30 protein-coding genes are annotated in these 26,633 nt (G+C 67.2%); 9 read left to right on the top strand and 21 right to left on the bottom strand.

Annotated features, from left to right (window positions below):
* Nucleotides 1-38: 38 nt before the first annotated feature.
* The 7 genes from JX001_RS13365 to JX001_RS13335 all read right to left on the bottom strand — a co-directional run bounded on the left by JX001_RS13365 (nt 39) and on the right by JX001_RS13335 (nt 6,501).
* Nucleotides 39-1,397: an ABC transporter permease gene (locus JX001_RS13365; protein WP_205681375.1), complete on the bottom strand. Its 1,359-nt coding sequence runs from the start codon at nt 1,395-1,397 to the stop codon at nt 39-41.
* A complete protein-coding gene (locus JX001_RS13360) occupies nt 1,394-2,341 on the bottom strand; it encodes an ABC transporter ATP-binding protein (RefSeq protein ID WP_205681374.1) in 948 nt (315 codons plus the stop codon). Before JX001_RS13360 ends, JX001_RS13365 begins: the two co-directional genes overlap by 4 nt.
* Nucleotides 2,342-2,415: 74 nt before the next feature.
* A complete protein-coding gene (locus JX001_RS13355; protein ID WP_205681373.1) occupies nt 2,416-4,302 on the bottom strand; it encodes a CocE/NonD family hydrolase in 1,887 nt (628 codons plus the stop codon).
* Nucleotides 4,303-4,369: 67 nt separating this feature from the next.
* Entirely contained in the window at nt 4,370-5,011 is a 642-nt protein-coding gene (locus JX001_RS13350) for a M23 family metallopeptidase (RefSeq protein WP_205681372.1), read from the bottom strand.
* 165 nt (nt 5,012-5,176) lie between these two features.
* Nucleotides 5,177-5,401, bottom strand: a complete 225-nt coding sequence (locus JX001_RS13345; RefSeq protein ID WP_017505991.1) for a YdcH family protein — start codon at nt 5,399-5,401, stop codon at nt 5,177-5,179.
* A 36-nt stretch (nt 5,402-5,437) separates the two neighbouring features.
* Nucleotides 5,438-5,902, bottom strand: coding sequence for a TIGR02444 family protein (locus JX001_RS13340; RefSeq protein WP_055804253.1), 465 nt, complete (start codon nt 5,900-5,902; stop codon nt 5,438-5,440).
* Nucleotides 5,899-6,501 (bottom strand): UbiX family flavin prenyltransferase, encoded by a 603-nt coding sequence (locus tag JX001_RS13335; RefSeq protein WP_205681371.1) that lies wholly within the window; start codon nt 6,499-6,501, stop codon nt 5,899-5,901. The genes JX001_RS13340 and JX001_RS13335 overlap by 4 nt, the downstream gene beginning before the upstream one ends.
* Before the next feature lie 116 nt (nt 6,502-6,617).
* Between JX001_RS13335 and JX001_RS13330 the strand changes: the two genes are divergently transcribed.
* On the top strand, nt 6,618-6,791 hold the full coding sequence (locus tag JX001_RS13330; protein WP_017505994.1) for a YdcH family protein: 174 nt from the start codon (nt 6,618-6,620) through the stop codon (nt 6,789-6,791).
* Nucleotides 6,792-6,864: 73 nt separating this feature from the next.
* Here the strand turns inward: JX001_RS13330 and JX001_RS13325 are convergent, their stop codons facing one another.
* The gene (locus JX001_RS13325; RefSeq protein ID WP_039245300.1) at nt 6,865-7,530 is read right to left on the bottom strand and encodes a DUF1013 domain-containing protein; all 666 of its coding nucleotides are present in this window, start codon (nt 7,528-7,530) and stop codon (nt 6,865-6,867) included.
* A 219-nt stretch (nt 7,531-7,749) separates the two neighbouring features.
* Between JX001_RS13325 and JX001_RS13320 the strand changes: the two genes are divergently transcribed.
* Nucleotides 7,750-8,577 (top strand): beta/gamma crystallin-related protein, encoded by an 828-nt coding sequence (locus tag JX001_RS13320; protein ID WP_205681370.1) that lies wholly within the window; start codon nt 7,750-7,752, stop codon nt 8,575-8,577.
* Here JX001_RS13320 and JX001_RS13315 read toward each other — a convergent pair.
* Nucleotides 8,574-9,545, bottom strand: coding sequence for an NAD(P)H-quinone oxidoreductase (locus JX001_RS13315; protein ID WP_205681369.1), 972 nt, complete (start codon nt 9,543-9,545; stop codon nt 8,574-8,576). The genes JX001_RS13320 and JX001_RS13315 overlap by 4 nt on opposite strands.
* A gap of 88 nt (nt 9,546-9,633) precedes the next feature.
* On the opposite strand from JX001_RS13315, the gene JX001_RS13310 reads away from it, so the two are divergent.
* Together JX001_RS13310 and rcdA are read left to right on the top strand one after the other, a co-directional pair.
* Nucleotides 9,634-9,837, top strand: coding sequence for a DUF1192 domain-containing protein (locus JX001_RS13310; RefSeq protein WP_137721237.1), 204 nt, complete (start codon nt 9,634-9,636; stop codon nt 9,835-9,837).
* Between the two features lie 109 nt (nt 9,838-9,946).
* Nucleotides 9,947-10,447, top strand: a complete 501-nt coding sequence (gene rcdA, locus JX001_RS13305) for a protease adaptor protein RcdA (RefSeq protein ID WP_205681368.1) — start codon at nt 9,947-9,949, stop codon at nt 10,445-10,447.
* An 8-nt stretch (nt 10,448-10,455) separates the two neighbouring features.
* Here rcdA and JX001_RS13300 read toward each other — a convergent pair whose 3' ends face one another.
* Nucleotides 10,456-12,018 carry a L,D-transpeptidase family protein gene (locus tag JX001_RS13300; RefSeq protein WP_205681367.1) on the bottom strand — a complete coding sequence of 521 codons (1,563 nt, stop codon included), beginning with the start codon at nt 12,016-12,018 and terminating at the stop codon, nt 10,456-10,458.
* Nucleotides 12,019-12,177: 159 nt separating this feature from the next.
* Nucleotides 12,178-12,402, bottom strand: a complete 225-nt coding sequence (gene rpmE, locus JX001_RS13295; protein ID WP_017506001.1) for a 50S ribosomal protein L31 — start codon at nt 12,400-12,402, stop codon at nt 12,178-12,180.
* A gap of 153 nt (nt 12,403-12,555) precedes the next feature.
* Between rpmE and JX001_RS13290 the strand changes: the two genes are divergently transcribed.
* Entirely contained in the window at nt 12,556-14,424 is a 1,869-nt protein-coding gene (locus JX001_RS13290) for an ABC transporter transmembrane domain-containing protein (RefSeq protein ID WP_055754987.1), read from the top strand.
* On the opposite strand, the gene JX001_RS13285 is transcribed toward JX001_RS13290, so the two are convergent.
* From JX001_RS13285 to JX001_RS13260, 6 genes are all read right to left on the bottom strand, one after another.
* Nucleotides 14,421-15,452, bottom strand: a complete 1,032-nt coding sequence (locus tag JX001_RS13285) for a glycerophosphodiester phosphodiesterase (protein ID WP_205681366.1) — start codon at nt 15,450-15,452, stop codon at nt 14,421-14,423. The genes JX001_RS13290 and JX001_RS13285 overlap by 4 nt on opposite strands.
* 40 nt (nt 15,453-15,492) lie before the next feature.
* Complete coding sequence (locus JX001_RS13280) at nt 15,493-16,296, bottom strand: inositol monophosphatase family protein (protein WP_199060509.1); 804 nt, start codon at nt 16,294-16,296, stop codon at nt 15,493-15,495.
* A gap of 104 nt (nt 16,297-16,400) precedes the next feature.
* Entirely contained in the window at nt 16,401-16,967 is a 567-nt protein-coding gene (gene efp / locus JX001_RS13275; RefSeq protein WP_055754985.1) for an elongation factor P, read from the bottom strand.
* A gap of 103 nt (nt 16,968-17,070) precedes the next feature.
* Nucleotides 17,071-17,631 (bottom strand): tryptophan-rich sensory protein, encoded by a 561-nt coding sequence (locus JX001_RS13270; protein WP_205681365.1) that lies wholly within the window; start codon nt 17,629-17,631, stop codon nt 17,071-17,073.
* A gap of 69 nt (nt 17,632-17,700) precedes the next feature.
* Nucleotides 17,701-18,201: a bacterioferritin gene (bfr, locus tag JX001_RS13265; RefSeq protein WP_205681364.1), complete on the bottom strand. Its 501-nt coding sequence runs from the start codon at nt 18,199-18,201 to the stop codon at nt 17,701-17,703.
* 141 nt (nt 18,202-18,342) lie between these two features.
* Nucleotides 18,343-18,528 carry a (2Fe-2S)-binding protein gene (locus tag JX001_RS13260; protein ID WP_017504559.1) on the bottom strand — a complete coding sequence of 62 codons (186 nt, stop codon included), beginning with the start codon at nt 18,526-18,528 and terminating at the stop codon, nt 18,343-18,345.
* Nucleotides 18,529-18,659: 131 nt separating this feature from the next.
* Between JX001_RS13260 and thiE the strand changes: the two genes are divergently transcribed.
* From thiE to JX001_RS13245, 3 genes are all read left to right on the top strand, one after another.
* On the top strand, nt 18,660-19,313 hold the full coding sequence (thiE, locus tag JX001_RS13255; RefSeq protein ID WP_205681363.1) for a thiamine phosphate synthase: 654 nt from the start codon (nt 18,660-18,662) through the stop codon (nt 19,311-19,313).
* Nucleotides 19,314-19,375: 62 nt separating this feature from the next.
* The gene (locus JX001_RS13250) at nt 19,376-21,067 is read left to right on the top strand and encodes a sensor histidine kinase (protein ID WP_241004649.1); all 1,692 of its coding nucleotides are present in this window, start codon (nt 19,376-19,378) and stop codon (nt 21,065-21,067) included.
* A gap of 49 nt (nt 21,068-21,116) precedes the next feature.
* Complete coding sequence (locus JX001_RS13245; protein ID WP_205681362.1) at nt 21,117-21,905, top strand: hypothetical protein; 789 nt, start codon at nt 21,117-21,119, stop codon at nt 21,903-21,905.
* Between the two features lie 3 nt (nt 21,906-21,908).
* Here JX001_RS13245 and JX001_RS13240 read toward each other — a convergent pair whose 3' ends face one another.
* The 3 genes from JX001_RS13240 to JX001_RS13230 all read right to left on the bottom strand — a co-directional run bounded on the left by JX001_RS13240 (nt 21,909) and on the right by JX001_RS13230 (nt 24,319).
* Nucleotides 21,909-22,250 carry a VOC family protein gene (locus JX001_RS13240; RefSeq protein ID WP_205681361.1) on the bottom strand — a complete coding sequence of 114 codons (342 nt, stop codon included), beginning with the start codon at nt 22,248-22,250 and terminating at the stop codon, nt 21,909-21,911.
* Between the two features lie 227 nt (nt 22,251-22,477).
* Nucleotides 22,478-23,563 carry a chorismate synthase gene (gene aroC, locus JX001_RS13235; RefSeq protein ID WP_205681360.1) on the bottom strand — a complete coding sequence of 362 codons (1,086 nt, stop codon included), beginning with the start codon at nt 23,561-23,563 and terminating at the stop codon, nt 22,478-22,480.
* A 9-nt stretch (nt 23,564-23,572) separates the two neighbouring features.
* Nucleotides 23,573-24,319, bottom strand: a complete 747-nt coding sequence (locus JX001_RS13230; RefSeq protein ID WP_205681359.1) for a J domain-containing protein — start codon at nt 24,317-24,319, stop codon at nt 23,573-23,575.
* Nucleotides 24,320-24,429: 110 nt separating this feature from the next.
* Here JX001_RS13230 and pdxH point away from each other — a divergent pair, with 110 nt between their 5' ends.
* Nucleotides 24,430-25,104: a pyridoxamine 5'-phosphate oxidase gene (gene pdxH, locus JX001_RS13225; protein ID WP_153923602.1), complete on the top strand. Its 675-nt coding sequence runs from the start codon at nt 24,430-24,432 to the stop codon at nt 25,102-25,104.
* A gap of 179 nt (nt 25,105-25,283) precedes the next feature.
* Here pdxH and queA read toward each other — a convergent pair whose 3' ends face one another.
* Entirely contained in the window at nt 25,284-26,369 is a 1,086-nt protein-coding gene (gene queA, locus JX001_RS13220) for a tRNA preQ1(34) S-adenosylmethionine ribosyltransferase-isomerase QueA (protein ID WP_205681358.1), read from the bottom strand.
* Nucleotides 26,370-26,633 lie beyond the last annotated feature (264 nt).

Raw genomic sequence — 26,633 nt, 5'->3', positions numbered from 1 at the left:
CCCATCGCGACGCGACAGGGAGGAGACAATCGTGCCGCCTACGCCCGTCCGGTAATCGCCCGGCCGAAGCTCTTCCAGCTCAGCTTTACGTCCGACAGCGCGCCAGCGCGGAAGGCCCGCCCGGCGATCCACACCATGAAGGCGGCGGTCGCGAACATGCCGATCAGCGTCAGAATCACCTCCACCAGCGGTGGATCGCTGGGCGCGCGGGCGCTCATCAGGAAGGGGGTGAAGAACGGGATCCAGGACAACACCTTCACCACCGGCGCATCCGGGCTGGTCAGGGCCATCTGCATCACCAGGATCGGCACGACCAGGATCATCATGATCGGCCCCATCAGCGTCTGGGCGTCGCGCGGCGTCTCGCAGAAGGCGCCGATGGCTGCGAACAGCACCGCATACATCAGGTAGCCGCCGACCATATAGGCGATGAAATAGAAGATCAGGCCGTCGTGCAGCAGCACCTGTCCGACGGTCGCCGCCGTCTCGGGCGAGGCCGAAATCAGGGTGAAGGCCCCGATCCCGCCCCAGACCCCCATGACCGTCAGGGTCAGCAACGCCACGCCCAGCACCTTGCCCGTCAGGATTTCAGTCGCCGAGGCCGAGGACAGCAGCACTTCCAGGATCTTGTTCGACTTCTCCTCCATCACGCTGTTCAGCAGGATAGAGGCGCCGGTGATGACCAGCGACCACAGGAGGAAGCCGACGCCCAGGCCGATGAAGGACGGGATCCGGTCACGCATCGACACCTCGCCCCCGCTGGCCGCGCTGGGCGAGAAGGACTTCACCTCGGGCCGGAAAGTCTGAACCTCCTGCGCCACGGCCGGAGCGACCCCGGCGGCGGTCAGAAGTTCGGTGCGCCGCGCATCACGAAGCGCATTGCGGACGAAGCCGGAGACGTCGTTGTCGGTGGCGCGCGCGGTCCAGACCTGGGCGGCGGGCTTTCCATCCATGCGGCTCAGGAAGACCACGGCGTCGAGGCGCTTGGCCTTCGAGGTCTGCTTGTCCAGCGCCTTGCGGATCGCCTCGTCACGGGCCGGGCCGACGGCGTCAACGATGGCGGGCGGCGCGTCGACCAGACGGATTTTGGGGCCGGTGATGGAGGCGACGGCGCGTCCGGCGCCCGCCTGTCCCTTTTCGGCGGCTTCGCGCAGGCGCTCGTTCTGACGATCCACATCGGCTTGCAACGAGGCGCGCACGGCGGCGGCCAAACCCGTCGCATTGGGGCCTTCCTCAATTACCGCCACCGACTTGATCGGTTCGGACGCCTTGATCAGCGCCGGAATGCCGCCGCCCAGCACGGCGAACAGCGGAAAAGCCAACAGCGACAGCCAAAAGCCGACGGTCTTGGCGTAGGCGACATATTCGCGTCGCGCGATCAGCAGGGTGCGGTTCATCGGACAGCCTCCACGGATGCGACGGGTTGGTCGGGATGGTCCCCGGTCAGGCCGATGAAGGCGTCGTGCAGGGTGGGCTCCTTCAGGGTGAAGCCGCGTACGTCTAGGCCGTTCAGGAAGGCCGTCTTCAACGTATCCTGACCCTCGGCGCCGGGCGCCAGGGCGATCTTCAGCCGACGCACGCCGTCGACGTCGGACAGGGTCTCGACGCCCGCCACGCCGGGCAGGGCGGCGGCGGCGTCCGCGCTGATCGCGCCGTCCAGATCCAGGAAGCGCGGCGAGGTGGCCTTGGCCTGATCTACCGTCCCCTCGAACGCCTTCTTGCCGCGCGCCAGCAGCACGACCTTGTCGCACAGCCGCTCGGCATGCTGCATCACATGGGTGGAAAACAGCACCGTGGCGCCGTTCGCGGCCAGCCCGCGAATCATCGCCTCCAGGCCCTGTTGGTTCATCGGGTCCAGACCGGAGAAGGGCTCGTCCAGGATCACGAACTCGGGCTGGTGCACGACCGATGCGATCAACTGCACCTTCTGCGCCATCCCCTTGGACAGCTCCTTCATCTTCTTTTTCTGCGCCTCGCCCAACCCCTGCCGCTCCAGCAGGGTCTTGGCGCGCTTGCGGCCCTCGGCGACCGGCAGGCCTTTCAGCGCGCCGAAGAAGGCGATGGCCTCGACGGGCGTCATCTTTTTATAGAGGCCGCGTTCCTCGGGCAGGAAACCGATCCGGTCGCGCACCTTGCGCCCGTCGTCGGCGCCCAGGATTTCGATCCGCCCCGAGGTCGCTGGCTGCAACCCCAGGATCATCCGCAGGGTCGAGGTCTTGCCCGCCCCGTTCGGTCCCAGAAAGCCGCAGATCGACCCCTTCTCGACCTGAAAACTCAGATCGCGCACGGCGTGGAAATCGCCGTATCGCTTGTTCACCCCATCCAGCGTCAACGCCGCCATGTCGCCTCCCAAATCCCTGTCGTCAGCCTAGAATCCGACGACAGGGGACGCCAGCGACTTCGGCGCAGGGGCGCCTATTTCACCACAGGCAGATCGATGTAGGACGCGTCGTCGCCCGCGTGATGGATGGCGTTGTCGGCGACCACGCCCTGGCTCTCGGTCTCGTTCGGTCCGCCCGTGTTCAGGTTGCGCACGAACTTGGGGAAGTTGGAGCTGGTGACTTCGACCCGGATACGGTGACCGGGCTGGAAGGTGTTGCTGATGGTCAGCGGCGTGGGCTGCACGGTCGCTACCTGGCCCGGCGTCAGGAGTGCGGGACGGTCATAGCCGTTGCGATAGCGCGCCCGCATGATGGTGTCGCCCAGGATATAGGCCGTGCCGTCCGGCGCCACGTCCACCAGCTTGACCGCGAAATCGGTGTCGGGCGCAGAGGACGACACCTTCAGCACCGCATCGATGAAGCCAGTGACCTGCATCGGCTCTGTCAGCGCCTCCGAGGTATAGACCAGCACGTCGTTGCGCGCTTCGATCGGTCGCTGATCGAAGGCCCCGGCCGTGACCAGCCCGCCGTTGCAGCAATCGCCGCCGCCGATGGTCTGGACCGGGTTCATCGGATCATAGCGATAGCGGTCGGCCGGCTCGCCGGCGGGCGGCGCCTGAAGGCTCAGCAGGCCGTCGCCATTCAAGCTGTTGGCCCCGCCGCCCGAACGCAGGTACATCCGCACCGTCTTGACCCCGGCCGGCGGCCACTGCGCGGCCGTGCGCCAGGCGTTTTCGCCCATGTTGAAATACTGCACGTGCGGCGTGCTCTCGGGGAAGGCGCGGCGCTCGCCCTTCAGCCAGCGATCGAACCAGGCGTGCACCAGGGCGTCGCTGTCGAAGGTGGCGTCGCCTAGCGGGCGGTCGCCCGACTTGTAGTTTGGCCCCAGGCCGCCAAAGGCGCAGTGGTTGTTCGGGCCGACCACGACGTACTGGTTCTCGGCCGCCTCGCGATCCTGGGTCGTGGACCGAGCGTGGTTGAACAGCTCCATGTTCGGCCCGATGGAGACGTCATACCAGCTGTTGAACCACAGGGACGGCACACCCCAGCCCATGTCGTCGTGATACAGGCCACCCTGACGCCAGGCCGGATCGGACGGGGTGCGCGCGATCAGTTCTTCGAACGTGCCGGCCGGCTCCCCCAGGTCCTTCAGCATCTCGTTGACCGGCAGATGTCGGATCTGGCTGGGCCAGTTCACATCCGGCTTCTTGGCGTCCAGGTCGTTGTAGCGAACGATGCGGGCTCGGGTTTCCTGATCGAGATTCATCGGGATCTGGGCGCGCTGCGGATTGTCCACGCCGTACAGCCACACGAAGAACAGGTTGCGCGGCACGCCCCCGGTGTACCAGTTGCCCTGTTCCTGGAACCGGCCGACCTTGCCGATGCCGGCGCCCGAGGCCTGGGGCACCATGGCGGCGTGGGCGGGGTGGTTCTGGGCCGCCAAGGCCAGCTGCCATTCGGCGGAGGACGAACAGCCCAAGGTGCCGACCTTGCCGTTCGACCAGGGCTGGGCCGCAATCCACGTCAGGGCGTCATAGCCGTCGGTCTGGGGATAGCCCAGAATCTGATAGTCGCCGCCCGAGAAATACCGTCCCCGCTCGTTCTGGATGACGAAGGCATAACCCTTGCTGACCCAGCTCAGGGCCGAGCGCGTGGTGCGGGCGTTATAGGCCAGCTCGTTATAAGGCGTGCGCACGAACACCGTCGGCAAGGGGCCAGACGCGTTCTTGGGGCGATAGACATTGGTGGCCAGTCCCACGCCGTCGCGCATCGGCACCATGACCGCCATCTGCACATCCGCCAGGCGCGACAGCTCGGTCTGTGCGGCGGCGTCGCTGTAGCGCCCATAATCCTGCGCCGAGGCGGCGATGGGCGTGGCGGCCAAAAGGCCCGCGACGACGGCGGCGACGATCTTGTTCATGTCCATCCCTCCCAGAACGAGAGGGGACACTAGGACGTTTGCGGCGCCCGTCGCAACGCAATGCGCGTCAGGCCTTGGCCTTCACCGTCACTTCAAAATGGCGATCGACCACCTTGGTCGGATTGACCTGCGCGCCGCCGCGACGGACCTCGAAATGCAGGTGCGGCCCGGTGGAATAGCCGGTGGAGCCGACCAGACCGATGCGCTGACCGGGCGCGACCGCATCGCCGTTCGCCACATCGATCCGGCTGAGGTGGCCGTACAGGGTGCTCATCCCGTTGGGGTGCCGCACCTCGATGAAGTTGCCATAGCCCTCGGGGTCGTACCCCGTGCGGATGACCTCGCCCTCGGCGGCGGTGAAGACGGTCGTGCCTTTCGGCGCGGCGATGTCGACGCCCTTATGCGCGCGCGCCCTGGCTTCAATGGCGAGTTTGCGCAGGCCGAACGGAGAGTTGATTGCATAGCCGCGCACCGGTGCGGTGAAAGCGATCTGGCGCGTGATCGGCCCGGCTTTTTCGACCTCGGCCTTCAGCGGCGGCGACACCGGCGCGGCGATCTGGGTCGGCGGCGGCAAGGCGGCCTCACGCGCGGCATTTGGCGCGGCGGCGGCGGCGAAAACGGCCACGGCGGCGAAGGCGGCCGTCTGGCCGGAGTGGATCAACAGGGTTTTGCACCGCGCCATCGGCGCGTTGGACAGCAGGCGTCGCATTCGGCGGCCTCTCCAGCGTCTCTACGCTCTGGAATGAAGGAAGCGGCGCCCGACAGCGCACGGCGTTCCGTGGGAGGGCGGCCTTATGCGTGACGGCCTAGGCGACTTTGGGGCCATACGGTGCGGCGGATTGTCGCAGGCTGGAACCAAGCGCCAAGAGCGCGATCAGGCGATGATGTCTGGCAGGATGCGGTCTTCCAGCTTCACGATCTCATCCTTCAGCGCCAGCTTCTTGCGCTTCAGCCGGGCGATCATCAGCTGATCGGGAATGGCGGCCTGACCCAGGGCCTCGATGGAGGCGTCCAGGTCGGCGTGTTCCTGGCGCAGATGGTTCACCCGCGCCTGAAGCTCGGCCATTTCCTCGGTGATCGCAGGCGTGTCGTCGTTCATCGTGTCACTCTCAAGCCGCTTATAGCCAAGCCGGCTTCAGCCCGGAAGGGCGTCTGCGAGCCGGATCAGGGCCGGACGCGGCGTGACGTCCGCCCACATCCGGGCGGTGGCTGCCAGGCCGTCGATGATCGGGCGGGCCGGCCCGCTGGGTTCGGGCGCCAGCGCCTCCAGCGCGTCCAGCAAATGCCGCTCCGCCTCCAGCTCCAGCGCCTTGATGCGGTTGCGCACGCTCTCGCGCGGGCCGTCGTCGATATCGGGCACCGGCGCTTTCAGTATCCGCCGCACCGAACGCAGCGGGGCGACCACGACGCTGTCCCAGGCCCGGGCGGTGTCGCAGGCCGCCTCGATCGTCTCTTCGTCGGGTTTTCGGCCTGTCGCCGCGACCCAGGCGGACCACAGCAGCACAGGCACGTTCTGGTCGTGGCTGTCCTGCAGCGCCAGACACGCCTCGCCGACCCCCGGCGCGCCATAGGCGGCCACCGCCCAGTCCCAAAGCCTCATGACTTCAGGCCTTCCCAGCGCCGCACCGCGCGCCAATCCAGGCCGAACAGGTCCAGCGTCCGCCCCACCGACTGATCGACCATCTCCATGATCGAGCTCGGCCGGGCGTAAAGCGCGGGCAGGGGCGGGGCGATGATCGCGCCCATTTCGGCTAAGGCAGTCATGGTGCGCAGGTGGCCCAGGTGGAACGGCGTCTCGCGCACCATCAGCACCAGCGGTCGCCGCTCCTTCAGCGTCACGTCCGCCGCCCGCGTCAGCAGAGTCGAGGTCACGCCCGTCGCGATCTCGCTCATCGTCTTGATCGAGCAGGGCGCCACGATCATGCCCAGGGTGCGGAACGAGCCAGAGGCGATCGTCGCCCCGACATCCCCCAGTTTGTGGACCACCGACGCCTTGGCCGTCAGTTCGTCGGGCGACAGATCGGTCTCCTGCGACAATGTGAGCAGGGCGGCCTTGGTCACGACGAGATGGCTTTCGACGCCCAGATCGTTCAGCGCATCCAGCACCCGGGCGCCATAGACGGCGCCGGAAGCCCCTGAAATTCCGACCACCAGTCTGGCGGGCGGGTTCCGTATGGCTCCGTTCACATCATCGTCCATTTTGAGGGTCAGCCTCCTTCGGGTCCGGGGCGACGGGCTGTCACTGGAAAGTGATTACACAGCGCGCCAAACCGGGCGCTCACTCTACTGGTCCCTAACCAAAGGAGGCGCAAGCCATGACCATCGAGGCTCGTATTCGCGAACTGGGTAATCGTCATCGCACCCTGGATGAGACCATCCAGAAGGAGCTTACCCGCCCGTCCACGGATCCGTTGCAGGTCAGGGCGCTGAAGCAGAAGAAGCTTCGGCTGAAGGAAGAAATTACCAGTCTGGAGGCGCGCGCGACCTAGCGCGGACTTCCCTGAAAACGACGACGGCCCCGGAGATCGCTCTCCGGGGCCGTGTTCGTTGCGCGAAGGCGGATCAGTCCTTGGTGCCGAACACCGATTCCGCCGTCGGCTCGGCGCCGGGACGTTGGCGGGCTTCCGGTACGAACTCGGGCTCGGCCTCGACCTGTTCGACGGGCTGGATCGTGCCGCCGCCGTTCTTCAGGTCGTCCTTTGCCTTCTTGTCAGCGGCCTTCTTGACGATTTCGTCCAGCGCCAGCTGGCCGACCAGGCCAAGGGTCACCGGGTCGACCGGCTTGATGTTGGCGCTGTTCCAGTGGGTGCGGTTGCGCACGCTCTCGATGGTGGACTTGGTGGTGCCCAGCATCTTGGCGATCTGGGCGTCCGTCACCTCGGGGTGGTTGCGCACGAACCAGGCGATGGCGTCGGGGCGGTCCTGGCGACGCGACACGGGCGTATATTTCGGCGCCGGCTTGGCCGACTTCAGCAGTTCGGCGTGGCGGCTGACGATCGCTTTCATGCGATAGTTTTCGTCGCCCTGGGCCTTGTCCAGTTCTTCGCGCGTCAGCTGGCCGCCGGTCACGGGATCGACGCCACGGATGTCGCGCGCCACGTCGCCATCGGCGATGCCGCGAACTTCCAGCGGGTGCAGGCCGCAGAAGTCGGCGATCTGCTCGAAGCTGAGAGAGGTGTTGTCGACCAGCCAGACCGCAGTGGCCTTGGGCATCAGAATGTCGCTCATGGGGCGTTCGTCCCGGTGTTGTTGAGCCGCCGAATGAGGCTTCGGCTGGCGTTGGATACGACGGCGCCCGGCCTTTCGACCGGGCGCGTATGATGCCGATATAGGCCTATTCGACACAAAAGAAAACGCTGACCGACAATCCCATACAGCAACGGTTCATCCGCCCTCACGCAACCTTCGCGGTAATGAAGCTTTTCAGCTTCGGGAGAGGAAACCACCATGTCCATTCTGCTTGGCGCGGCTCTGGCCTCAGCGATGGCCTCGGGCCAGGACTACGGCCCCCAACGCGTCGCCCCGCGCGGCGGCTACGCCCAGTCGTGTTCGGAAGCCTATGTGAATCGCGGTCGTCTCTATGCCGATTGCCGCGACACGCGCGGGCGGATGCGCGGCACGTCGATCGAGCTGAACCGCTGCGGCGGCGAGGAAATCAACAACGACAACGGCCTGCTGGTCTGCGGGCGTTTCCGTGGCGACTATGAAGACAGCCAGCCCGGTCGCCCCGGCGGCGGCTGGGGCCCCGGCAACGGCGGTCCAGACTGGGGCGGCGGCGCCGGCCGCGCGCCCCAGGGCAGTTATCGCGAAAGCTGCACGGACGCCTCGGTGCGCGGCGGTCGCCTGTTCGCCCGTTGCGAGGGCGGCGGTCGGGATCGTCGCGCCAGTTCGTTGGACTATAGCCGTTGCGGCCGCTTCGACATCGCGAACGAAAATGGTCTGTTGGTCTGTGGCCCGGTGCGAGGCCAGTGGGAAGGCGAAGGGGGATGGGGCGGCGGCAACGGCGGCGGCTGGGGTCGGTCTTCGATCACCGTCTATGACGACGCCAACTTCCGCGGCGCCTCGCGTGAGTTCACCAGCGAGGACCGCAACCTGGGCCGCACCCCATTCAATGACCGCATCAGTTCGATGCGCGTCGAAGGCCGCTGGGAAGTCTGCACCGACGCCGAGTTCCGGGGACGCTGCCGCATCGTCGAAGGCGATGTCCGCTTACTGAACGGCGGCTTCAACGACAACATCTCGTCGCTGCGCCCGGTGCGCGGCGGGCGCTACTAGACACTCAGCACGATCTTGCCGATGTGCCCGCCGGCTTCCAGCTCGGCGTGCGCATCGGCCGCCTGCTCCAACGCGAACACCGCCTGAACCGGCGGCTTCACCTTGCCGGATGCCACCCACGGCCAGGCGGTCGCCTCGACAGCCGCGGTTAGACGCGCCTTTTCGTCCGCCGGGCGGCTGCGCAGCGTCGAGCCCGTCAGGGTCAACCGCTTCAGCATGATCCGCTGCAGATCCATCTCGACCTTGGGGCCGGTCAGGGAGGCGATGACCACCCAACGCCCGCCCGCATTCAGACTGTTCAGGTTCAGGGCGGCGTAATCGCGCCCCACCATGTCCAGAATCACATCCGCGCCGCCCGCCTCCCGGATCCGCGCCTCCAGATCATCGCTCTTGGCGTCCAGGCTGATGTCCGCGCCCAGCGCCTTGGCGGCTGCGGCCTTGTCCGCCCCGCGTGAGGTGGCGATCACTCGGGCGCCGACCGCCTTGGCCATCTGGATGGCCGTCACGCCGATCCCGCTGGTCGCCCCGTGGATCAGCAACGTCTCGCCGGTCTTCAATGCGCCGCCCTCGAACACATTGGCGAAGACGGTGAAGACGGTTTCCGGCAGCACGGCCGCCTGCACGAAATCCAGACCCTCGGGGATCGGCAGGACGTGACGGGCGTCGACGACGGCCAACTCCGCATAGCCCCCGCCGCCCAGAAGGGCGCAGACCCGGTCGCCGACCATCCACCGCGTGACGCCCTCTCCAACAACCTCGATCTCGCCGGCGATCTCAAGCCCCAGAACGTCCGATGCGCCGGGGGGAGGTGGGTAGGCGCCGGTGCGTTGCAGCAGGTCCGGCCGGTTCACGCCCGCCGCCCGCACCCGGATCAGCACCTGACCCGGCCCCGCGACGGGATCGGGCCGTTCGGCGATCTTCAGGGCCTCGGCCGGTCCAGAACCGCCTTCGATTTCGATCACGCGCATCGCACTCGCCTTGCATTCGTCCGTATCCGGGCGTTCAGATAGGGACCGTGGACCGCCTTGGCCATGACAGCGCGAAAGGAAGGCGACGATGTTCGAAGATCTTGAACCCCGCCCGCAACGCGGCGAACCGCTGAGGGCCCTGTCACGCGAAGACCTGGATGTTTACGCCGTCGAGGATTTGCAGGAGCGGATCGCCGCGCTTGAGGCCGAGATCACGCGCTCGCGCGCCGCGATCGAGACGAAACGCTCCAAGAAAAACGCCGCTGACGCCCTGTTCAACTTCGGTTCGTGATCGCGAATGATCCGCTGGCATGGCATGAGCGTTGCATCTTTCGTGCGAACGGCGCCGCCAGGGGCCGATTGCAGGACGGACCCGACCTTCTCTGATGATCAATGCTCAAATGACCTCCGCTCCGTCCCCCGCTGACCGCAGCCGCACCGTTCGCGATTTCGCCCGGTCCGAGCTGTTCGATCGCACCTTCCGCGAAGGCATGGAGCTGGTCGAGGAGACCGCCGCCTATCTGGACGGCGAGGGCCGTCGCGATTCCAAGATGCTGTCGCGCGCCGCCGCCCTGGCCTATGCGGCTGAGAGCATGAAGCTGACCACCCGCCTGATGCAGATCGCCTCCTGGCTTCTGGTCCAGCGCGCCGTGCGCGAAGACGACATGTCGCCGGAAACCGCCTGCGAGCCGCGCTATCGCCTGAACGAGCGCCGCATCGACGCCGAGCCCAGCCACGCCGAACTTCCGATCGCTCTGATTGAATACCTCGTGCGTTCGGAAAAGCTGTTCGACCGCACCCTGTATCTGGATCGCCGCATGTACGCCGACGATCAGGATCAGGTCCCGGAGAACCCGGTGCTCAGCCAGATGGGCATGCTCGAGGCGGCCTTCAGGGGCTGATCGCCCCTTTACGGCCCGACGTCGTTGGCGTCCGCCCGGCCGTCGTCGATGGGCTTGGGCAGATTGACGCCGATGCCCAGCGCCTGCGCCAGCTTGTCGTCGCGGCCATAGACGTCCTCGCGGAACGCCACGCGCCCCTGACCATCCACGAAGGCGGTCCAATACAGCAGACGCACCGAGATTTCCCGGCCGGTCGTTACGCGCGTCGTCTCGCGCGTGTCCTGGGCCGTGTCGAACTGGGCCAGCTTGGTCGGATCGGGCGACAGCAGCAGGCGCGCGAACTCCACCGCATTCTGCACCCGCACGCAGCCGTGGCTGCGCTGACGCGTGGACAGGTTGAAGGCGGCCTTCGACGGCGTGTCGTGCAGGAAGATGGCGTAGCTGTCGCGCAGCTCGAACTTGACATAGCCCAGGGCCGAGCGCGGACCGGCGCGCTGGATGACCGTGCCGTCCTTCACATACATATCGTTGGCGGCCAGATACCCCGGCCCCTTGGGCAGGATTTCGCGGCGCGCGATGCCGGCCGGCACATACCAGGGCGGATTGGCCACGACCGAGGCGAACGGCTTCTCCAGGCTTGGCGTCTGGTTCTCGGCTGAGCCGACCACGACGCGGTTGGAGTGGACCGGCTTGCCGTCCTTCCAATAGACCATGATGGCGGCGGCGGTGTTGACCTCGATCCGCTCGGGCGCGACCTCGCGCTTCAGCCAGCGACGGCGCTCCAGGTTCAGCGCGATCTGACGCGCACGGTCCTCGGCCGAGGCGCCCAGCGAGCGCTGGGTGCCCGCGCCGATCCGCCCGTCTGCGCCCAGGCCATGGCGGTTCTGGAAGCTTTGCACCGCACGTTGCAGTTCGGCGTTGTAAACCAGGCCCTGCGACTTCAGCCGCGCGCCGTCGGCAGCCGACAGGTCGCCTTCGGCCGTCAGGCGGTCGATCAGGGCGGGGATGCGGCGATCGCTATTGCCCGGCTCGATGGTCGCGCCCTGGGTGAAGCGGGGCCAGCCGCCCTGCGCCGCCAGACGGCGATAGCGGACATAGCCGGCCGACAGGTTCTGATAGCCGATGTCGGTGGGCGCCAGGCCGTCGTACCATTGGCCCAGTACGTTGCGGGTCAGGGCGTCGCTCAAGCCGCGCGGCAGGTCCACACGGTTCTTCTGCATTTCCCAAAGGTCTTCGACTGTCTCGGGCCGCACCTTGCCCTCGGCCAGGACGCGGGCGTAGGCCAAAGCCGCCGCCGTGGTCCGCAGGTCCGCGCTCGCCGGATCGGCGGCCAGTCCCACAAAGTCGAAATAGTCAGAGCCCGCCAGACCATGGCGATTGGCGTCGGCCGCGACCGTATTCAGGGCCCGCACCCGGTCGGCGTTCCACACCGGCCGCCAGCCGTTCATTTCATAAAAGGCGCGCACATCCGCCTGCTGCGTCTCGGGCAGACGCGAAATCTGATCGTTGAAGCTGTTGTAGAAGGCCGTCGCCTCCGGTCCGCGCTGCACGAAGACCTGCTGCGCGCGCGCCGCCGAGCCAAGGGTCATGGCCGCCGTCGCGACGCCCAGACCCAGTTGCCGTCTATTCATAGTCTTCCGCTTCTTCGATCGCTTCGGCCAGCGTGGCCGACGCCCCTGGTACCCGAACGCCCCCACATTATCGGTGTTCCGACCAAACAAAAAGCGCCGGCCTTGCGACCGACGCTCTTGGTGTTCCGATTGCTGCGAGATGTCGCAGCCAAGACGCGCTTACTTCTTGATGAAGCCGGCGAACTTGTTGTTGAAGCGCGAGACGCGACCGCCGCGGTCCATCAGCTGGGCGTTGCCGCCCGTCCAGGCCGGGTGCGTCGACGGATCGATGTCGAGGGCCAGCTTGTCGCCTTCCTTCCCGTAGGTCGAACGGGTCTGGTAGGTGCTGCCGTCGGTCATCACCACGGTGATGAAGTGGTAGTCGGGATGGGTATCCGCCTTCATGGTCGTCGTCCGGTCTCTGCGCGGTGACGATGCCGACCGTCCGTGCGCGTGAAATGAGAAACCCGCCACCAATCCATTTTTTAGGGAAAGGCCCGGCGGGAATGAGGGGCGGCGTTTACACCGGGGGGCGTTCCGGGGCAAGAGGCGGGCGAAATGACCGATCAAGCCGCCGCCTCCGCCCCTTCCGCCAACCGCGCCTCGGGCATGGCGTCGCTGGAGGGGAGGCCCAGCGCCGGCGCCCTTCTGGCCGACCAGATGTCCGAAGCGGGCGCCAAGCGCGCCAAGCGCCGCGACATCCGCCCGCTGGCGCGACTGATTCCCTTCGCCATGCGCCACAAGGGTCATGCCCTGATGGCGGTCTTCTGGCTGCTGCTGTCCACCGCCGCCTCGCTGGGCCTCACCGCCCTGGCGCGCGGAGCCATCGACCATGGGTTCGAGGCGGGCGGCGCCAATTTGAACATCTGGTTCCTGCTGCTGGGCGCCAACGCCCTGTTCCTGGGGCTGGCGACCGCCGCCCGCTACTATTTCGTCACCCGCACGGGCGAGCGCGTCATCGCCGATGTGCGAAAGGGCTTGTTCGGCCGCATCCTGACGCTGGACCCGTCCTTCTACGCCCATATGCGTACGGGCGAGGTGCTGTCGCGCCTGACCACGGACATCGCCCTGGTCGAGACGTTGATGACGACCTCGATCTCCTACGCGCTGCGCAACTTCCTGACTCTGATCGGCGGCGTGGCCCTGCTGTTCTTCGTCAGCCCCAAGCTGACCGGCTTCGTCCTGCTGATCGTGCCCTTTCTCCTGGGGCCGATCTTCATCTTCGGCCGCAAGGTGCGCAAACTGACCGTCGCGTCTCAGGACCGCTTCGCCAACGCCGTCGGGTTCGCCGGCGAAAGCGTGGACGCCATCGAGACGGTCCAGGCTTTTGGCCGCGAACAGAGCGCCATCACCCGCTTCGGCGCGGCGGTCGAGGACGCCTTCAACGCCTCCCTGACCCGGATGCAGGCCCGTGCCTGGATGACCGCCTTGATCATCGTCGTCATGTTCGGCGGCGTGACCCTGGTGCTGTGGCTGGGCGCCCAGGACGTGGTGAAGGGCGCCATGACGCCTGGCGCCTTGCTTCAGTTCGTTCTGCTGTCCGTCTTCGCGGCGGGCGCCGTTGGCGCGCTCGGCGAAAGCTGGGGCGACGTGCAAAAGGCCGCCGGCGCCATGGAGCGGATCGAGGAGCTGATGCGCGCCGTCGCCGGTATCGCTCCGCCGCCTCAGGCCACAGCCCTGCCGACGCCCCCGCGCGGCGAGGTGTCGATGTCGGCCGTGGGCTTCGCCTATCCGGGCCGCCCCGACCTTCCGGCCTTGAAGGGCTTCAGCCTGACCGTGCGCCCTGGCGAGACGGTCGCCCTGGTCGGCCCGTCTGGAGCCGGCAAGTCCACGGTCTTCCGCCTGCTGCTGCGCTTCTACGATCCGCAGACCGGCATGGTCTCGGTCGACGGCGTCGATGTGCGCCAGGCCGATCCCGTCGCCGTGCGCGACCGCTTCGCCTGGGTGTCGCAGGAGACGCCGCTGTTCTCGGGCTCGGCCTTGGAGAACATCCGCTTCGGTCGCGAGAACACAACCCTGGAAGAGGCCCGCGCCGTCGCTGAAAAGGCTCAGGCGCTTGGCTTCATCGACGCCCTGCCTGAGGGCTTCGACACCCCGCTCGGCGAGCGCGGCAAGAGCCTGTCGGGCGGCCAGCGCCAGCGCTTGGCCATTGCCCGCGCCCTGGTCCGCGACGCCCCCATCCTGCTGCTGGACGAGGCCACCAGCGCCCTCGACGCCGAAAGCGAACGCCTGGTCCAGGTCGCACTCGATCAGGCGATGGAGGAGCGCACCACCCTGGTCATCGCCCACCGCCTCGCCACCGTCCTGCGCGCCGACCGCATCGTCGTCATGGACGACGGCCGCGTCGTCGAAGAGGGCACCCACGAGCAACTCGTCGCCCAGGGCGGCCTCTACGCCCGCCTTGCCGAGCTTCAGTTCCGCAACTAGGGCGCCGTGGTCCGCGCCAAGGCGGGGAAGTCGCTGAACAGGGCGTCGACCCCCGCCTCGGCGAAGGCTGAGGCATAGCCGGCCATGTCGCCGTGCCGGGCGGGGGCGTCGCCTCTGCGTCGCTCGACCGGCAGGAAGGCGTTCTCGGCCCGCAGGGTCCAGACCACGACCTTGAGGCCCGCCGCATGGGCGTCTGCGACCAGGGTGCTCGGCGCCGTCGTGCGGCCTTCGGCGTCGCGCGGCAGGACCAAGGTCATCTCCGGCGCGACCCAGTCGGCGTAGGCGGCGATGGCCTTCAGCCCCTCGGGCGTGATCATCTGCGCATAGGCCACGCCCGCCCGGTCCGCCGGTCCGCCCTTGGCCGCCACGAGTTGAGCCAGCGGCGCATCGATCCGCGTCGCCAACCGCTCCAGCGGCCCGACCTCGAAACACTGGATGATGATCGGGGCGTCGGCGCCCGTCAGACCCAGCCGTTCCAGTTCCGCGACGAAGCCGTCCTCCATAGGCAAACCGATCGCGGCGAAGTAGGTCGGGTGTTTCAGCTCCGGCGCCACGCCGATTGTCCGCCCGGTCCGCGCCGAGGCCTCGCGCGCGATGGCGACGACCTCGGCGAAGGTCAGGATCGGCTCCTGACCGTCATAGGCGGCGCTGCCCGGTCGTAACGCGGGCAGCCGTTCCTTGGCCCTCAGGGTCTTCAACTCGGCCAGGGTGAAGTCTTCGGTGAACCAGCCGGTGTTCTCGACCCCGTCGATGGTCTTGGTCGTCCGACGGCCTGCGAACTCGGGCCGGTCGCCCACGTCGGTCGTGCCGCCGATCTCGTTCTCATGCCGATCGACGAAGACGCCGTCCCTGGTCAGCACCAGATCCGGCTCGATCACGTCCGCGCCCTGTTCGATCGCCAGCTCATAGGCCGCGCGCGTGTGCTCGGGCCGTTCGCCGGACGCGCCGCGATGGGCGATGATCAGGGGCTGGGCCAAGGCTGACGTTCCGGTCAGAAGGACGAGGCCGCACAGGATGAAACGGATCATCCGCCTTGGATAGGGCAGGGGCGCGTCGCCCCTATGACAATCAGCCCTGAAGCACCTTGCGCAGGTGCGGATGCAGTTCGGTGTTCGACGCCAGGATTGACTTGCCCGTCTTGGGATCGCCGTCGTTCTCGATGGTCGTGACCCGGCCGCCGGCCTCGGTGACGAACAGGATGCCCGCCGCCACGTCCCAGGGCTTCAGATTGCGCTCATAGTAGGCGTCGTAGCGACCGGCCGCGACCCAGGCGAAGTCCAGGGCGGCCGAACCCAGGCGGCGGATGCCGGCGACGCGCTGGCCCACGGCGTGCAGATCCTTGATCGACTGGGCGTGACCCGACTTGCCGATGAAGGGCAGGCCGGTGGCGATCAGGCTTTCGGACAGATCGCGACGGCCGGCGACGCGGATGCGCTGGTCGTTCAGATAGCAGCCCTTGCCCTTTTCGGCCCAGAACAGCTCGTTCATGACGGGGTTGTAGGTCACGCCGGCGACAATCTCGCTCGACCCGTCCGGCGCGCGGCGCTCCAGCCCCACCGTGATGGCGAAGTGGGGCATGGCGTGCATGAAGTTGGTGGTGCCGTCGATCGGATCGACGATCCAGGTGTGGGACTTGTCCGTCCCCTCGATCATGCCGCGTTCCTCGCCCAGGAAGCCATAGCCAGGGCGGGCCTTCATCAGCAGTTCGTAGAGCGTGTCTTCGGCCTTCAGGTCGGCGGCCGTGACGAAATCGCCGGGGCCCTTCCTCGACACCTGAAGCTGGGAGACTTCGCCGAAGTCGCGCAGCATCGGGCGGGCGGTCTTGCGCACCGCATCGGTCATGACTTGGAGCAGGGCGGAGGCGAGGGCCATCGGGGAATCTCCTGGTCCGAAAGTCCTTCAAAGCCGCAGCCGGACAGTCGGAGAAGTTCAGAAAGGAACGGCCCCGCGAGGGGCCGCTTTAGCATGGTGGTCTGTTAGTCCGCGCGGCGGACGTATTCGCCGCTGGTCGTGTCGACGACGATACGCTCGCCGGCCGACATATAGGGCGGGATCATGATGCGCACGCCGTTGGACGCCAGCGCGGGCTTGTAGGACGACGAAGCGGTCTGGCCCTTCACGGTCGGCTCGGTCTCGGCGACTTCCAGCACGACCTGATCGGGCAGTTCCAGGCCGATCGGACGCTCTTCGTGCATCTCGATGACGACCTTCATGCCTTCTTGCAGATAGGGGATACGCTCTTCGCCGACCCAGTCCTTCTGCAGTTCGATCTGCTCGTAGGTGGTGTCGTCCATGAAGACCAGGCTGTCGCCGTTGTCGAACAGATAGGAGAAGTCCTTCTGTTCCAGCGTCACGCGCTCGACCTTGTCTTCCGACCGGAAGCGTTCGTTCAGCTTGTTGCCGGTCTCCAGGTTCTTGGCCTCGACGTTGGCGAAGGCGCCGCCCTTGCCGGGCTTGACGTGGCTGGCCTTGGTGACGACCCACAGGCCGCCATTGTGCTGCAGGACCATGCCGGGCTTGATGGTGTTGCCGTTGATCTTCATGGGGTCACATCGGAAATGGAGTTGCGCCCTCGCACCGTTCGGGGCGAGGCGAATAGGGCGCGATCCCTAGAGGAAGCCCCGATAAAGGGCAAGGCGACGCAACCTAATGCAGGGTGCGTCCGCTCGAAGCTACGTCGGCCTTGCGATGCAGGAAGTTTCCGATCCGCACGCCCGACCCGATCGGCGCCGCCATCTTGCCGGCGCCTTCGTCCAGCTTGCGCGCCTCGTGGGCGAAGGCGGCGGCCAGACCCGCTGACGACATGGCGGCGATCACCTGACGCGCCATCGACGACGGACGCAGGCCCAGCCAGATGGCGTTCACCGTCTGGGCCGCGACCCAAAGGCCCATGGCGCGGGTCCGTTCCCTTTGCGGAGGCGCGTTCCAGACGCGTACGGCCGACAGGGTCGTCGCCGAGAACACGGCCGGCAGGATCAGGCTGAAGGCCCCCTTGGGCTTTTCGGTGATTGGCAGGTCCTTGTCGCGCACCTGTTTCAGGTTGCGACGGGGCTTCAACGCTCCCGAGGCGATGGTGTGGGCCAACAGGGCGAATCCGACCGTCAGGGCGATGCCGGCGGCGACGTGGCCCGCGCTGCGGCCCTCGCTGTTCAGCAGGTCCACGGCGGCGTCGCGCACGTCGTCGATGGCGTCGTCAATATCGGTCATGGTCCGCTCCAGCTTGGCCCTGACAGGCTAATGACCGGAGCGGATACGGGTTCCGTCAGAAGGCAGGGCTTAGTTGCCGGTCGCCGCGCCGTCGGTGACGATCTCTTTCATCGCCGATTGCAGATAGTTCTGCGCGCCCATCAGCTCGATCAGCTTGTGCTGGTTTTCCAGGAAGTCGATGTGCTCTTCCGTGTCGGCCAGGATCTTCATCAGCAGGTCACGGCTGACGTAGTCGCGGGTTTCCTCGCACTGGGTCACGGCGGCGGCGGTCGTGGCGCGGCTGTCCAGTTCCAGCTGCAGGTCGGCGCCCAGGCATTCGATCGGATTTTCGCCGACTTTCAGCTTGTGCAGGTCTTGCAGGTTGGGCAGGCCATCCAGGAAGAGGATGCGTTTGATCAGCATGTCGGCGTGCTTCATCTCGCCGATCGATTCTTCGTAGATCACGTTGCCCAGGTGCGCGAGGCCCCAGCTTTCGAACATGCGGGCATGCAGGAAATACTGATTTACGGCCGTCAGCTCGTTGGTCAGCACCGCGTTCAGCGTGCGCAGGATTGCGGGGTCGCCCTTCATGGCCATGGTCCTTGGTCTCGCCACGGCGCTATCGCCGTCTGTCGAGCGCAGCCATAACACAGTAAAACGCAGTGTGTTTATTTGCGAGTTTTTATCACTACATTGAGAGTGCGAGTGACTGTCGGCCGCAGGCGAAGAAAACTATTCGGCTGCGAGTGCGAACGCTTCGCGGCTTTCCTGAATCATCTGGCGCATCTCGCAGACGCATTTGGCGCACTGGGCCTGGCATTGGTTGCGCGCGAAGATGTCACGCGGACGGCAGGCGCCGGCCTCGATGGCCTGGGCGACATCACGCTGGCGAAGACCGTTACAGTTGCAGACGTACACGAGGCGCTACACGTTTCACTGACTGAGAATGGTTCGCTATAGCAGTCCTTAAGGCGATTGCAAGTCGTTCGCATGGCTTCGTCCGGCCTTGGGCCGTTGACGGATCGTCGCGGGGGCAGGCAATGACGGACATGGCCCGAACACCCACCGTCCCCGAGCGTCCGCCCTGCCGGCTGTACCTGATCACGCCGCCCGCGATCGCCGACCTGAACAACTTTGCGCAAACTCTCGATCAGGCCTTGGCCGCCGGCGACGTCGCGGCCTTGCAGATCCGGCTGAAGCCCGCCGAAGACGCGGCTATCCGCACGGCGGTCGAGGTCTTGGCTCCCATCGCGCGGCGTCACGATGTTGCGGTCCTACTGAATGACCGGCCCGATATGGCGCGGGCCACCGGCTGCGACGGCGTTCACATCGGTCAGGAAGACGGCTCGCTGGCCGAGGCGCGGCGTATCATGGGGCCGGACGCCATGATCGGCGTCACCTGCCACGACGACCGCGACCTGGCCTGGGACGCAGCAGAGGGCGGCGCCGACTACATCGCCTTCGGCGCCTTCTATCCCACCGATACAAAGGAAACGGTGCATCGCCCGCCGCTGGACATCCTGACGGTGTGGCAAGAGACGGTCGAGACGCCCTGCGTCGCCATCGGCGGCATCACGGTCGACAACGCCGCAGACCTTGCCCTCGCCGGCGCCGACTTCGTGGCGGTCAGTGGCGGGGTCTGGAACCATCCTCAGGGCGCAGCCGAGGCCGTCAGGCGCTTCAATGAAAAATTGAGGGGCTGACTTCAGGGGATATTAGGAACCGTGTCGTCCTATCCCGACCTCTGATTGGTCGGAACCTGTCCATGATCGTGAGCCGTGCGCTCAATGCCGATGAGCCCCGCACCGCGTCCGTCAAGGGCGTGATGGAGGTCGGCTATCGGCCCGGCCCAGGCGACGCCGACGGCCCTGACGGTCCTAATCCCCTGATCCCGGTATTGACGGGCGTGGCGGTCGCCATCCTGGTCGCCATGGCCATCGCCTACACCCGTTCGGCCGGTCTGGTCGCCGGTCTCTGGGGCGCCAGCGGCGTTGCGGTCGCTGTCTGGCTGCGCACCAGCCGCGGCCGCACCAGCGACCTGATCTTCGCCGGGGTCATGACGGTCAGTATCCTGATCGGCGAGATCATCGCCGGCAATAACCCGCCGCTGGCGCTGGCCTTCACGATCACCAACATGATCGAAATCGTGGGGGCCGTCCTGCTGGCGCGCCGGTTCTCTCCTACGCTCAACCTTTCCAGCCTGAACGGCGCGGTCAGCTTCCTGATCTTCGCGGCTGTCCTGGCGCCGATCCCGGCCGCCCTTTGCAGCGTCCTGATCCTGTCGCAGATCGGTCAGACCGAGATCGTGTGGCAGGGCTTCCAGACCTGGTGGCTTGGCCACACTTTGGGCATCGCTGTGCTGGGCTCGCTGGGCATGTCGCTGACGCCCGCCATGTTCGCCCGCCTGCTGAAGCCCAGGAAACTGATCGAGGCCGCCGTTCTGATCGGACTGGTTCCCGTCTTCTATTATGTCGCCTTCACGGGCGACGTGCCGATGGGCTTCGTCCTGCTGCCGCTTCTGCTGGGGATCGCGGTGCGGCTCGGCGTCGCCGGCACAGCCTTTACCCTGGTCGTGATGAGCGTGCTGCTGGTCGGCAGCGCCATGATCGGCAATGGCCCCTATGTCCAAGGCGACCTGACCCACCAGGTTCTGATGGCCCAGATGCTGGTGCTGATCGGCTATATGCCCGTTCTGCTGGTGGCCTCGTTACTGGAAGAGCGTGATCTTCTGGCGGAGCGCGCGCGCGTTGGCCGTGAACGCGCCGAAAAAGCGTCGGAGGCCAAGTCCCGCCTGCTCGCCAACGTCGCCCACGAGATCAAGAGCCCCGTCGCCGGCATCATCGGCATTGGCGATCTATGGCGGCAGGGCCACCTGGGGCCGGTTTCGGCCCAGCAGGCCGAAATGTCCGACATGCTGGTCAGGACCGCGCGTCAGGTCGAGACCCTCGCTCATGATCTGTTGGATGTGGCCCGCGCCGAATCCGGGGCGGTCCGGGTCGATCTGCGCCCGACCGACATTCCGGGCCTGCTGGAAGACGTGCGCCGCACGTGCCTGCTGTGGCCCGACGCCGACCGTGTCGCCGTCGAGGTGGTGTGCGAGGGCGATGGCTTGATCGCGGTCGCGGACTCTCAGCGTCTGGCCCAGATCATCACCAACCTGACCAGCAATGCGCTGAAATACGGCGGGTCCGGCGGCCGTGTCGTTTTGCGTGCGCTTCGTCAGGACGACTGCGTCCGCATCGAGGTCAGCGATTTCGGCCCCGGCTTGTCGCTACAGAAGCAGGCGCAGCTGTTCGAACCCTTCAACCGTCTGGGCCTTGAGCGTTCGACGGTCGAGGGGCACGGCGTCGGCCTGGCCCTGGCCAAGCGATTGGTCGAGTTGCAGGGCGGCTCGATTGGCGTGATTTCGGCGCCGGGCGAGGGCGCCACCTTCTGGGTCGCGCTGCCCAAGGCGTGAGGTCGCGCTTGCGGTCGCGCGCCGGCCGCGCGATGGTCAGGCCATGCCCATGATCGCCCTTGCCGCCGCCCTCGTGATTTCCGGACAGGCGACGACGCCCCCGCCGCAGCGCGCCGGTTCCAACCTGACGCGGGACCTGAACAGCGCGCCGCCTTCCGCGACCCCGCCCGCCGCCTCCACCGCAGCGTCGACCCAAGTCCCGGCCCAAGCTCCGGCCAGGGCGACGACCCAGGCCTTGCCGCCAATCGGCCAGACCCCCGCGGCATCGCCGCGTCCGGCGCCCGCCGCGTCATCCGAACCGCGCACGACCCAGGTCCAGCCGCCAATCGGACAAAGCCCGACGGCCACGCCGCGCCCGGCGACGGCGACACGTCCGCAAACGCCAGCCCCGACCACAACGGCGCCTCAGGCGACCGCGCCTCAACCGACAACGACCGCGCCTGCCGCAACCGCGCCGGCCGCCGCGCCCGCGCCGGCGGCCTTGAGCGCCGCCGCCATCGCCGCTCTGCCGTTCAGCATCCAACTGCCCGCCGGCCTGACGATCACCCCGGCGCGGGCGGGCGCGAACGCCAGCATCTATCGCGTCCAGCGCGGCGACCAGACCCTGCTGATGATCTACGCCGGGCCTTCGTCGCAGTTTCCGATCTACGACGGCGAGACGGTCCGCGCCGGCGGCCGCGCCTCGGTCGTCGTGACCGAAGGCAGCCGCCGTCTGGCGATGGAGCACCTGTTCCAGCGCGCCACGGACCCCAAAGAGATCCACGTCTGGATCGCCAGCGTTGAGGGCGCGGACCGGGATCTGGCCGAACGCATCGGCCAGTCCATCGACGTCAAATAGGGCTCAGCCCTCGGACCACACCGCCAGTTCGGTGCCGGCCGGATCGGCGAAGTGGAAGCGGCGACCGCCGGGGAAGCTGTAGATCGGCTTCAAAATCAGGCCGCCGGCCGCCTCGACCTTGGCCAGCATGGCTTCCAGGTCGTGGGCGTACAGGATGGGCAGGGGAGCCTTGGTCTGATCGGCCTGATCGGCGTCGAACCCGCCGTCCAAACCCTGATCGAAGGCCGCATAGGTCGGGCCGTAATCCATGAAGGTCCAGCCGAACGCCTGGCTGTAGAATTCCTTGGTCGCAGGCAGATTGGCGGCGGGCAGTTCGAGGTAGTCCAGCTTTCCGTCTTCACGCACGGTTGATCTCCTGAGTTGGGCGCCACCGGTCCCTTGTCTTGCACGCACCCTCGACATGCGCAAACCTGCAAACGGTTCGCAGTTGCAGGAATTGAGCGATGATCGTGATGACGACAGGCCTGTCGGCCCTGATGGCCTTGATGCGGTGCGAGGCGCGTCCGACCGAGCCGCCGCAGAGGCTCGAAACCGATCGCGCAAACCCGCGTCCGGCCCGAGCCAGGCCCTGATCAGCCGACCTGGGCGCGGTGTCTCAGATGGGCGTCGGCGAGGACGCAGGCGGTCATGGCCTCGACCACCGGTACGGCGCGCAGGGCGACGCACGGGTCGTGACGCCCCTTGGTGCGCAGGTCCGTCTCTTCGCCGTCGCGGGTGATCGTCTGGCGCAGGGTCAGGATGGAGGAGGTCGGCTTGAACGCCACCCGCGCCGTCACCGGCTGGCCAGTCGAAATCCCGCCCAGCACCCCGCCCGCCTTGTTCGACAGGAAGACCGGCTGCTTGTTCAGGTCCAGCCGCATCTCGTCGGCGTTCTGTTCTCCGGTCAGTTCGGCGGCCTCGAAGCCGGCCCCGATCTCGACCCCCTTGGCCGCATTGATCGACATCAGGGCCGCCGCCAGTTCAGAATCCAGCTTGCCGTACAATGGCGCGCCCCATCCGGCTGGAACGCCCGTGACCTCCAGCGCGACCACGGCCCCGACCGACGACCCGGCCTTGCGGATGCTGTCCAGATAGGCCTCCCAGTCGCCCACGACCTCGGCCGATGCGGCGAACAGCGGATTGGTGTGGACGGCGTCGAAATCGATCTGGTCCGGTGCGATCCGGTGCGGGCCGATCTGGACCACGCCGGCGCGGATCCTGATCCCGTCGCCCAGCACCTTGCGCGCCAAGGCCCCGGCCGCCACGCGGCTGGCGGTTTCGCGCGCCGAGGATCGACCGCCGCCCCGGTGGTCGCGCACCCCGTATTTGGCTTGATAGGCATAGTCGGCGTGCCCCGGCCGATAGGCGCGGGCGATCTCGCCATAGTCCTTGGACCGCTGGTCCTCGTTCTCGATCAGGATCGAGATCGGCGTACCCGTCGTCACCGGTCCGTCGCCGTCGTCGAACACGCCCGACAGGATGCGCGCCGTGTCGCTTTCCTTGCGCTGGGTCACGAAGCGGCTGCCGCCCGGCTTTCTCTGGTCCAGCCAGGGCTGAAGGTCCGCCTCGGTCAGCGGGATCATCGGCGGGCATCCATCAACGACGCAGCCGATCGCCGGCCCGTGGCTCTCGCCCCAGGTGGTCACGCGAAACAGATGGCCGAAGGTATTGTGCGACATGGCCCCGACTTAGGCCGCCAGACGCTCCTGCGTCCAGACCCGCGTGAACCGCACCAGCAGGTCTTCGGCCGCCGAGGGAACATCAGACGACGGCTCAAGCGTCACGAACAGATGCCCCGCCGGCCGCGATCCGCGCGCGGGCAGGCCCAGGTCCTTCAGCCGCACCCGCACCGGCGCGGCCATGTCGGCGGTGATCCAGGCCGAGCGCGTGCCGATAGGGGTTTCGATCTCCACCCGCCCGCCGTCGGCCATCAGGCGACGCTCGACGGCCCAGGTCATGAACAGATCGTCGCCGACGACCGACAGCCCGTCCTCGGGTCGGATCAACACCGACAGATAGAGATCGCTCCCGTCCGCCGCCCCGCGTCTCAGCCGCAGATGATCGCCGCTGCGCAGGCCCCTGGGCGCCGTGACCCGCACCGTGCGCGCGCCCAGCCGGACCTCGACCTGCCCCCCGGCCAGGGCCTGCATCGGCGACAGGACCAGAACCGGCGTCGGCGTGGGCCGCGCGGCGGGCGCCGACAGGGCGGGGCGAGGGGGCTGATGCGCCTGGATCAGCCGATAGGCCGCGATCACGCGCCGGAACCGCTCGGCGTCGCCGCCCGCCTGATCCGGCCGCGCCGCCTTCACCGCCGTGCGGAAGGCGGCCTTCAGCGTCGACGCATCGACATCGCCGCGCGCATCCGTTTCTAGGCCCAGGATCGAGAGGGCCTCGCGGACGCCGGACACATCTGAAATCGAAACAGGCGCGTTCATGCCGTCACCGTTCGCCCATCAGGGTCAATGGGCGGTTAACCCTGATGGCGACACGCCCGTTTTTGACCTCGATCATTTCCAGCCGCTCCTGCAACCACTACATCACTCGCATGACCGCTTCCGTGATCCCGCCCAGCCCGTCGCGTGAGGAATACGCCCGCGACTATGCCGCCGCCCTGGCCGCCAATGGCGACGAGACCATCTTCGACCGCCCCGAACCCATCGGCCTTTTCGTCGAATGGCTGGCGGACGCGAGGGCGCACGAGCCGAACGATCCCAACGCCATGACCCTGTCGACCATCGACGCTGACGGCCTGCCCGATGCGCGGATCGTCCTGCTGAAGGACGTCGATGCGCGGGGCTTCACCTTCTATTCGAACAGCGAGAGCGCCAAGGGCGTCGAACTGGCCGGTTGCGCGGCCGCCGCCCTGACCTTCCACTGGAAATCCCTGCGTCGCCAGGTGCGGGTGCGCGGCGCGGTCGAGCCGGTCACGCCGGCCGAGGCCGACGCCTATTTCGCCAGCCGCGCGCGCGAAAGCCGCATCGGCGCCTGGGCCTCGGACCAGTCCCGGCCCCTGTCGGATCGCACCGTGCTGGAAGAGGCCGTGGGCCGCGAAACCGCGCGTTTCGATGGTCAGGAGGTGCCGCGCCCGTCCCACTGGACCGGATGGCGCGTCGTGCCGCGCTCGGTCGAGTTCTGGCGCGATCGCCCGTTCCGCCTGCATGACCGACTGCGGTTCGACCGCGACGGCGAGGCCTGGCGCTCAGGCCGCCTCTGGCCCTGATCTGGATTCCCGATATCCGTCCCACAGCCGTCATTCCGGGGCGCCCGAAGGGCGAGCCCGGAACCCAGGAGGCTCGCATCCGGCGTTGGATTTCGGTCGGCGGTTGGGATGTGCCCTGGGTTCCGGGTTCTTCGCTGCGCTCAGCCCCGGAATGACGGACTGTAGAGCTTGAGGGCTTTTTACGCTCTGAACAGCAGCGATCCGTCGCCGTAGGAATAGAAGCGATAGCCGTCGGCGACCGCATGGGCATAGGCCGCCTTCATCGTCGCCGTGCCGGCAAAGGCGCTGACCAGCATGAACAGCGTCGACTTCGGCAGGTGGAAGTTGGTCATCAGCACATCGACCGCCCGGAACCGATAGCCGGGCGTGATGAAGATGGCCGTGTCGCCGTGGAAGGGTTTGATCTCGCCGTCCTCGGCCGACGCGCTTTCCAGCAGCCGCAGGGAGGTGGTGCCGACGCAGACGATGCGCCCGCCCTTTGCATGGACGGCGTTCAGGGCGGCGGCGGTTTCAGGCGACACCTCGCCCCATTCGCTGTGCATCTTGTGGTCGGCCAGGTCGTCGGCCTTGACCGGCAGGAAAGTGCCGGCCCCGACATGCAGCGTCACCGCATGGGTCGAGACGCCCTTGGCGCGGATGGCGTCCAGCAGGGCAGGGGTGAAATGCAACCCCGCCGTCGGCGCCGCCACTGACCCGTCATGCTCGGCGAAGACGGTCTGATAGTCCGACCGGTCGCGGTCGTCTTCGGGCCGTTTGGCGGCGATATAGGGCGGCAGGGGCATGACCCCGACCTCGCGGATCGCATCGTCCAGCGCCGGTCCCGCCAGGTCGAAGGTCAAGGTGATTAGGCCGTCTTCCCCCTTGGCCGTCACCGTGGCGTCCAGCCGCCCCAGGTCGCAGGCGGCGTCGCTCGCGTTTCCGAACCGGATCCGATCACCCGGCTTGATCCGCTTGCCCGGCTTCATGAAAGCGGACCAGACGTCGGGCGCGTCGCGGTGATGCAGCGTCGCCTCCACCTCGACCGTCAGGGTTTCGCCCTCGGCCCCGATCCGCTGGCGCACGCCCGACAGACGGGCGGGAATGACCCGCGTATCGTTGAACACCAGGGCGTCGCCGGGCTGCAGGAAGTCCGGCAGATCGCGAATGATCCGGTCTTCCAGCGCGCCGCCTTTCACCACCAGCAGCCGTGCCGAATCGCGCGGATCGGCGGGGCGCAACGCAATCCGGTCTTCGGGCAGGTCGAAATCGAAATCGGCGGTCTTCATCGCGCGCTCTATAGGGCGCTCCGACGCGCCGCGCCACGTCGCGACACCCTGCCAGCGCATCGTCGGCGCCCCGCTGTCTGATTTCCAACGGGTTTTCGCGCCCGAACGGCGTCTAACCGACCGCGCTCCGGCCGTGTGGTAGACTGGCCGGCGATCTTTGACAGCGTAAGTTCAGGCGGAAGGGACGGCGAAATCCCTCCTGCGCGTCACCCGGATGATGCCGCCGGATTAGACGAATTAGACACTTTAGACGGTGAATTCCCG

This window comes from Brevundimonas fontaquae (assembly GCF_017086445.1).
Classification (GTDB): Bacteria; Pseudomonadota; Alphaproteobacteria; order Caulobacterales; family Caulobacteraceae; genus Brevundimonas; species Brevundimonas fontaquae.
Note: the sequence above shows the minus strand (reverse complement) of the source record. Positions and strands in the feature narration are given on the sequence as shown.